This is a genomic window from Streptomyces sp. NPDC005566 (genome assembly GCF_040605575.1).
In the GTDB taxonomy this organism is placed as follows: Bacteria; Actinomycetota; Actinomycetes; order Streptomycetales; family Streptomycetaceae; genus Streptomyces.
On sequence record NZ_JBEXDB010000027.1, the window covers coordinates 68248 to 75257 of the forward strand.

A 7010-nucleotide genomic window follows, 5' to 3' on the forward strand; every position below is an offset into this window, starting at 1 on the left:
TCAGCCGCCGAGCGTGGCCAGGTCCTGGACCATGACGTTGGCCAGCTGGTTGCCGTCCGGCCGAACCTGGCGCAGGTACCAGGTCTGCACCGGCGAGTGCGCCTTGTCGCCGAACTCCCAGGCGCCGCGCGGGCTGTCGATCTGGCCGAGGCCCGCGATGGCCTTGTTGATGGTCTTGGGCGTCACGTCCCCGCCCTTCGCCGCATCGGCGATCGCCTTGTCCAGCACGGCGGCGGCGTCGTACGACGCCATCGCGTACGTGGTGGGCTGCGTGTCGTGCTCGGCGGTCCAGTCGGCGGCGAACGTGCGGTTGGCCTCGTTGTCGAGGTCGGCCGCGTAGTTCAGGACCGAGTAGATGTCCTTCGCCGCGGGGCCCTGGGCCTGGAGCACACTGCCCTCGGTGACGAAGGCCGTGTACAGCGGCAGATCAGCGATGTCGGACTGGGCGTACTGCTTGGCGAAGTCGATCGCGGCCTTGCCGGCGTAGAAGCAGTACACCGCCTTGGCGTCCGTCTTGGCGATGTCGGCGAAGTACGGCATGAAGTTGGTGGTCTTCGGGAACGGCGTCCAGGTGGTCTTGCCGCCCGGATTGGCGAGCTTGCCCTTGACCCGCTTGAACTCGTCGGTGAAGCCGCGCAGTTCGTCGTAGCCGCCCTGGTAGTCGGGGCCGATCGCGTAGACCGGTCCGTCGACCTTCTCCTTGACGTACGGGGCGATGGCCTTGCCCGGCTCGTCGGACAGGAAGCTCGTCGTCCACACGTACTCGAGGTCCTTGATGGGCGGCCGGCCGTTCGACCCCAGGAAGGGGATCTTGGCCTGGTTGACCAGGGGCAGCACCGCGTTGACCGAGCCACCGCTGACGAGACCCGTCAGCACGTCGACCTTGTCCTTCTTGACCAGCTTGGTGGCCGCGGGAACGGCGGTCGGCGGACCGTCGCCCTCGTCCGCCACGATGAGCTCGACCTTGCGGCCGCCCAGCTTGTTGCCGTGGGTGTTCAGGTAGAGCTCGAAGCCGGCTCGCAGTTCGGTGCCGACCGGCTCGTAGGTGCCGGACAGGGAGGCCACCAGGCCCACCTTCACGGTGTCGTCGTCGGCGCCTCCGTCGCTGCTGCAGCCGGATACGGCTGCCAGGCCGAGGGCGAGGGCGGCGGCGCCGACCGGCCGGAATCTGCGGCGGCGGGGTGTGGATATGTCAAAGAACATGGGGGCTCTCATCAGGAGTATCGGGAGGATCGGGGGGGGGCATCGGTCGGAACGGGTGGAACGGGCGGCGCCTGCTGTGAGCGGACCGACGCGTGGGCCGGCGCCGCCGCTCGTAGGGGTGGTGCGGTCGTACGGCCCGGCGGTCAGCGCGCAGGCGGCAGGCTCGGGTCGCGGACCTGAGGGCTCAGTGAGTCACCGACCTGGTTGATGAGCTCGGACATCATGTAACTGACCTCGCCGATGTCCGCGTCCCTGGTGGTGGTCACCAGCAACGAGGCACCGCTGGAGACGGCCATGGAGAACATGTAGCCGCCCTCCATCGCGGTGAGGCTGTGCTCGACGGGATCGGTGTTCGTCAACTGGGCCGCTGCGGAAAGCAGGTTGACGACACCGGATGCGATGGCGGCCAGCCGCTCGGCGTCGTCGCGTTCCACACCGGTGTAAGCCAGTGCGAGCCCGTCCACGGACACGGCTATCGCCTGGGTGACTTCCGGGATGCGTCCGGCGAAGCCGCTCAGGATCCAGCTCAGGTCGTTGGGGGTGGTCATTTCTTGGTCCGTTCGGTGTCGTCGTCGGTGGCGGAGCGCCCACGGTTCGTGCTCCTGTTGATCCCCTGTGCGTAAGCGGCCAGGACGTCGGAGACGTGCCGGGAGTCCCGGCGGCGGGGCGACGGCCTCGACGCGGTGGCCCCGGAACGCTGTTCTGCGCCGTCCCGTTTGCCCAAGGTGGGCCACTGCTGGGGGGTGTTGCGCTGTCGAAGGGGCAGTCCTGCCGAGCTGACGCCGGCAATGCGCGAAACCGGCTCGTCGTGCACGGGGTGCGGGGCGGGCGCGGTGCCGCGCTCCCGCTCATGCGTGCCGGCGCCGGATCCGCCACCGTGGGACCCGTTGTCGCCGGGAGGCATGCCGCCACCCCGGTTCGCGCCCGGCGCTCCGTCGGCCCGGCCCGGCGCGTAGTCACCGCCGGTGGGTGCGCCGCCCCTGCCGGCACCCGCACCGACGGGGGCGCCGTTGCGGCCGGGCCACCCGCCCGCTCCGGCCGGCTGCCTGCGAGCGGACGGTCCGGGCGGTGTGACCGGACGGGGGGATTCGTAGCGAACATCGTTGTCACGGCTGTCGTTGCCGTGAGCCTCCCCGAGCGACCCCGGCTGCGGGGGTGGCGCCTCTTCGGGGGCCACGGCCAGCACCTTCGCGGGCAGGGTGACCTCGGCGATGGTGCCGGGGCCGGACGAGTCCCGCAGTTCGACAACGATGCCGTGGCGCGCGGCGAGCCGTGCCACCACGTGCAGACCCATGGACCGTACGTCTCCGATACCCGCCTGCGGCTCGAGCAGTGCGGCGTTGTGGACGGCGCGGCGTTCCGCGGTGATGCCCACACCCTCGTCGACGATCTGCACCACGGCGCGGTCCCACAGCCGCCACACGGCGACCCCGACCTGCTTGTCGGGCGGCGAGAACCGGGTCGCGTTGTCGAGGAGTTCCGCCAGGATGTGCGCCACGTCGTGGACGGCGCGGGCGGTGACGCCGATGCCTGATTCGACGACGCCGAGAGACACACGGTCGAAGCGTTCGATCTGCTGGGCCGCGGCCACGATGACGGTGGAACACGCGACGTCGGCCGTTCGCACCCGGGCATGCCCGTAACCACCGAGCACCAGGAGGTTGTTGGTGTTGCGCTCCATGCGGATGGCGAGGTGGTCGAGAGCGAAGAGGGTCTTCATCCGCACGGGGTCGGCCTCGTCGCGCTGCACCGTGTCCAGCTCGGACACCATGACAGCGGTCAACTGCGCACCCCTTCGGGCGACACCGACCAGAGTCTCGGCGAACTGTTCGTGAATGTGCGCCTGTTGGGCTGCCAGACGAACGGCCTCGTGGTGGACGGCGTTGAACGCCTCACCGACCTCGCCGATCTCGTCGTCACCCGTGGTCCTCACCGGGTTGCCCGTACGCCGCGCCACCTGCTCGGGCGTCGCGCCGCTGAGGGCGCCGGGCTGGGACAGCTCGTTCATCACGGCGGGCAGCCCGGTGTGGGCCACCTCGTGCGCGGCGTTCCGTAGATCACGCAGCCGTCTGATCATGGTGCGACCCAGACGGATGGCGACGACGACGGCACCGACCAGGGTCAGCAGCACCAGGGCGACCTCGGCCCCGGCGAACCACATGAGCGTGGTGCGCGTGTCGGAGACCGTCGCGTGGACCGACTCGTCGATCCGCTTCTCCACCGAACGCAGCATCATCTGGCGGTCGTTGGAGGCCTTCTGCCACTCCTTCGGAGTGACCGTGATGTCCTTGCCGGTTCCCGTACGCCCGATCTCGTCCTCGAGGCGTCGGGCCTCCAGCGCTTTCGCGCCGGACAGGGTGCGCTCCAGCCAGGTCCGCCATTGGCCGGGGCCGAGGTCGAAGAGGACTCCGGTCGATTCGGTGTAGCCCAGCCGCCCGGCGTCGAACGTCCGCTGCGAAGCGGTCGTGAATCCGCCCGCGGCCTGCGCCCTCATCACGGTGACCTGCTGCTGGGCGGTGTACTCGGCTGCTTCGGAAAGGGCGGCGGCGGCGCGGATCCGGTCCGCGATGTCTGCGTCGACACCGTCCGCCTGCGCGATGCCGTCGCGGTAGCCGTTGAGATCGGCGATCACGATCCGGTAGCTGAAGGCGAGCGCTGAGATGGTGCTGCTGCCCGAACGCACCTGGGCGCGCAGGGCGGGCATCTCGTCGATGAAGCGCTCGATACGGTCCAGGGCGCCCTGCGCGCTGCCGGGCACCTCGGACAGGTGCTCGATCTGACCGCGGAATCTGGTGATGCTCTTGTCGGTCGCGTCGGACGTTGCCCGGAACGCTTCCGCATTTCCTTGTTCGGCGACCAGTGCGGTGGCTGCCGCACGCTCCCTCTGTAATTGGTGGGTTAACTCGCCTGCGCCGGTTGCGGCATCGACCATCGCGGTCAGCCGGTTCGCCTGCAGCGCCTGATTGGTCGCGGGCGCGAGGGCCAGAACCGAGAAGGTGACGGCCACGGTGAGAGGCGCGGTGACGAGGAGGACGAGGCGACGATTGATTTTCACTGCACGGCTCCATCGCCGGAACCGGTGCTGAGTATCGGTGACACGCAGATACCTGTTAACGGGTTGTGGGGGTGTCGGTGGGAACGTCGGCACATCGTCTGCACCGACGTGGATGGGACAGACGGGGCAGTTGGGGCAGGTGAGGCCCCAGTGGCGCGGCATGATCCTATGCCGTAGGACGTGGCTACGGACGGGTACAACGTCGAAAATTGTGCGCAGCAACAGCACAGGAGCAGGCCAACTCGGTCACAACTGCTCTGAAAACAAAGGCTCTTGTGAGCGGGTGGCGGGTTCGGGACAGCCCCGGGGACCGCGCCTGACCAGCGGTCCGACACGTGGCGGGAGGTCCGCCCAGGGTCCGTGGACCACTCGCGGAGAGCCCCGGCGCGCCGACTTGACTGCCCGTCCGATGTCCGAATGTCGTTGCGGAAAGGTTAGGTCCATTCGGCCGCTGACCGCATCGGCAGGCGGACTGCCGACTACGCGTGGGCGCCCGGCGTCGATCTGCCGCGATCCGCGACGGAGCAAGCGTGATCGTTCGCGGCGCCCGGACGGGGGCCACGCTCCGGTCCTGCCGATTGGCAACCGGCGCGAGCCCGAAGGGGTGGGCGGATCCGGGTCCGTGGTGACCTCGCCGGCACCGCATGGCGCCGCACGGCGCCGGATGGCGCCGCGCTTGGCGCCGCGTGGCGCCGCGTGGCGTCGCGTGGCACAACGTGGCGCCATCTGGTGCCACTCGGCGCCATTCTCTGCCCATGGAGGTGCGTGGGCGGGTGTGGCACCACGATCGCTCACATGGGTGCCGATGCATTTTCGCAGGTCAGGTGGCTTAATGCGCCCGGTCGGTCACGCGTGTCGCCGTGCGGGTTGCGCGTGGCGCCATTGTGGTGCCATGATGGCGTCATGGACCTCACGCCTTATGTCGACACCCTCCGCCGTGAACTCGCGGTGGCCGCCGAAGCCGGCGGCGACGAAGCACGCGAGCTGGCGGAGAGGCTCACCGCTCCCCTGGAGTCGGCGACCCGGCTGACCCTGCTCAATGTGCTGTCCGCAGCCATGGGCGAGGTCACCCGCGAACTCGCCCCCGGTTCGGTCGACGTGCGGCTGCGCGGGCTCGACCCCGACTTCGTGGTGACCCTGCCCCCCGCCGACGGCGGCGCCGCCGCGGATCCGGCCGGGCCCGTCGAACCGCTCAGGGCTCCCGCCCCGGCCGACAGCGACGAGGGCGGTACCGCCCGCATCAACCTGCGCGTGCCGGCCCACCTCAAGGCGCGCGCCGAGGAGGCCGCGGCCCGTGAGGGCCTGTCGGTCAACGCCTGGCTCGTACGCGCCGTGTCGGCGGCGGTCGACGGCGGCACCCGGCCGCGTACGACGGAGAAGACCCAGACCATCGGACAGAGCTTCACGGGCTGGGTGCGTTAGCCGCACCCGGTCCGTACCACTCCACCCACACCACGCCCCACCAGCGGGGACGCCCCAGAGACCCAAGAGGACGGGACAGCCATGCCTTCTTTCGACACTCCCGAACCGATCTCGGCCACGGCGCACGTGGAGGCCGGTTCCATCCAGTTCACGGCGGGCGACCGTCCCGACACCGTCGTCGAGGTGCGGCCCCGCGACCCGGAGAAGGACCAGGACGTTCGGGCGGCCGACCAGACGGAGGTCACGTTCGCGAGCGGCGCACTGACCGTCAGGACGCCCAAGGCCAATCTGCTCGGCCGCACCGGGGCCGTCGACGTGACGGTCGAACTGCCCACGGGCTCGCGCATCGACATGACCGGCTCCTGGGCCCAGGTGCTCGGCGAGGGCAGGCTCGGCGAGGTCCGCGTGAAGACCTCGTCCGGTGACGTCCGCCTCGACTCGACCGGGCCGCTGCACCTGACCGCGTCGCACGGCTCGATCACCGTGGACCGGGTCGAGGGCGCGGCCGAGATCACCACCAGTTCCGGCAGCCTGCGCGTCGGCCTCGTCGACGGCCCCGCCGTCCTGAAGAACTCGCACGGCACCACGACCGTCGGCGCCGTGACCGGCGAGCTGCGGGTGCGCGGCGCCAACGGCGACATCGAGATCCGGCGCGCTGAGGACTCGGTCACCGCCACCACCGCGCACGGCACCTTGCGCGTGGACGAAATCGCTCGCGGAACCGTTGAGTTGGAGACCTCCTTCGGAGCGATCGACATCGGCGTACGCGAAGGCACGGCCGCCTGGCTCGACGTCAAGTCCAGCCGTGGGCAGGTGCGCAACAGTCTCACCGCGTCCGAGGCGCCGGAGGGTGCCGAGGACACCGTCAGGATCCGCGCGCGCACCCGCTGGGGCAACGTCGACATCCGCCGCGCCAAGGCCTGACCCCCGCACCGCCCCCCGGCCTCAACCCATCGACATCCCGCACCACCTCAGACTTCGAAGGGGAGGGCCCCGTGCCTTCATCTGTCATGCCCGCAACAGGAACGGGTGGCGCCGACCCGTCCCCGGTGGCCGTCTCCACCGTCGGGTTGCGCAAGTCGTACGGCGACAAACTCGTCCTCGACGGCATCGATCTGCGCATCCCGACCGGCTCCGTGTTCGCACTGCTGGGGCCGAACGGTGCCGGCAAGACCACCGCGGTGAAGATCCTCTCCACGCTCATCACCGCCGACGGAGGGCAGGCCCAGGTCGCGGGCCACGACGTCGCCGCCGACCCGCAGGCGGTCCGTGCCGCGATCGGTGTCACCGGGCAGTTCTCCGCCGTCGACGGGCTGATCACCGGCGAGGA

General features: G+C 70.1%; 6 protein-coding genes. 3 read left to right on the forward strand and 3 right to left on the reverse strand.

The window, feature by feature from the left end; translation table 11 throughout:
* The 3 genes from ABZS61_RS31915 to ABZS61_RS31925 all read right to left on the reverse strand — a co-directional run bounded on the left by ABZS61_RS31915 (position 1) and on the right by ABZS61_RS31925 (position 4258).
* Positions 1–1203, reverse strand: coding sequence for an ABC transporter substrate-binding protein (locus ABZS61_RS31915; protein ID WP_356429048.1), 1203 nt, complete (start codon positions 1201–1203; stop codon positions 1–3).
* Positions 1204–1346: 143 nt separating this feature from the next.
* Positions 1347–1751 carry a roadblock/LC7 domain-containing protein gene (locus ABZS61_RS31920; protein WP_356429051.1) on the reverse strand — a complete coding sequence of 135 codons (405 nt, stop codon included), beginning with the start codon at positions 1749–1751 and terminating at the stop codon, positions 1347–1349.
* Entirely contained in the window at positions 1748–4258 is a 2511-nt protein-coding gene (locus ABZS61_RS31925) for a sensor histidine kinase (protein ID WP_356429054.1), read from the reverse strand. Before ABZS61_RS31925 ends, ABZS61_RS31920 begins: the two co-directional genes overlap by 4 nt.
* Positions 4259–5161: 903 nt before the next feature.
* Here ABZS61_RS31925 and ABZS61_RS31930 point away from each other — a divergent pair.
* From ABZS61_RS31930 to ABZS61_RS31940, 3 genes are all read left to right on the forward strand, one after another.
* Entirely contained in the window at positions 5162–5680 is a 519-nt protein-coding gene (locus tag ABZS61_RS31930) for a toxin-antitoxin system HicB family antitoxin (protein ID WP_356429057.1), read from the forward strand.
* An 81-nt stretch (positions 5681–5761) separates the two neighbouring features.
* Positions 5762–6604 carry a DUF4097 family beta strand repeat-containing protein gene (locus ABZS61_RS31935; protein WP_356429059.1) on the forward strand — a complete coding sequence of 281 codons (843 nt, stop codon included), beginning with the start codon at positions 5762–5764 and terminating at the stop codon, positions 6602–6604.
* Positions 6605–6690: 86 nt separating this feature from the next.
* On the forward strand, positions 6691–7010 hold a 320-nt coding region (locus tag ABZS61_RS31940), incomplete at its 3' end, for an ATP-binding cassette domain-containing protein (RefSeq protein ID WP_356429062.1).

Bases quoted from the DNA above. Each gene is read 5' to 3' on its own strand.
- ABZS61_RS31915 (WP_356429048.1), bottom strand. From the start codon at position 1,203: ATGTTCTTTGACATATCCACACCCCGCCGCCGCAGATTCCGGCCGGTC.
- ABZS61_RS31935 (WP_356429059.1), top strand. From the start codon at position 5,762: ATGCCTTCTTTCGACACTCCCGAACCGATCTCGGCCACGGCGCACGTG.
- ABZS61_RS31920 (WP_356429051.1), bottom strand. From the start codon at position 1,751: ATGACCACCCCCAACGACCTGAGCTGGATCCTGAGCGGCTTCGCCGGA.
- ABZS61_RS31930 (WP_356429057.1), top strand. From the start codon at position 5,162: ATGGACCTCACGCCTTATGTCGACACCCTCCGCCGTGAACTCGCGGTG.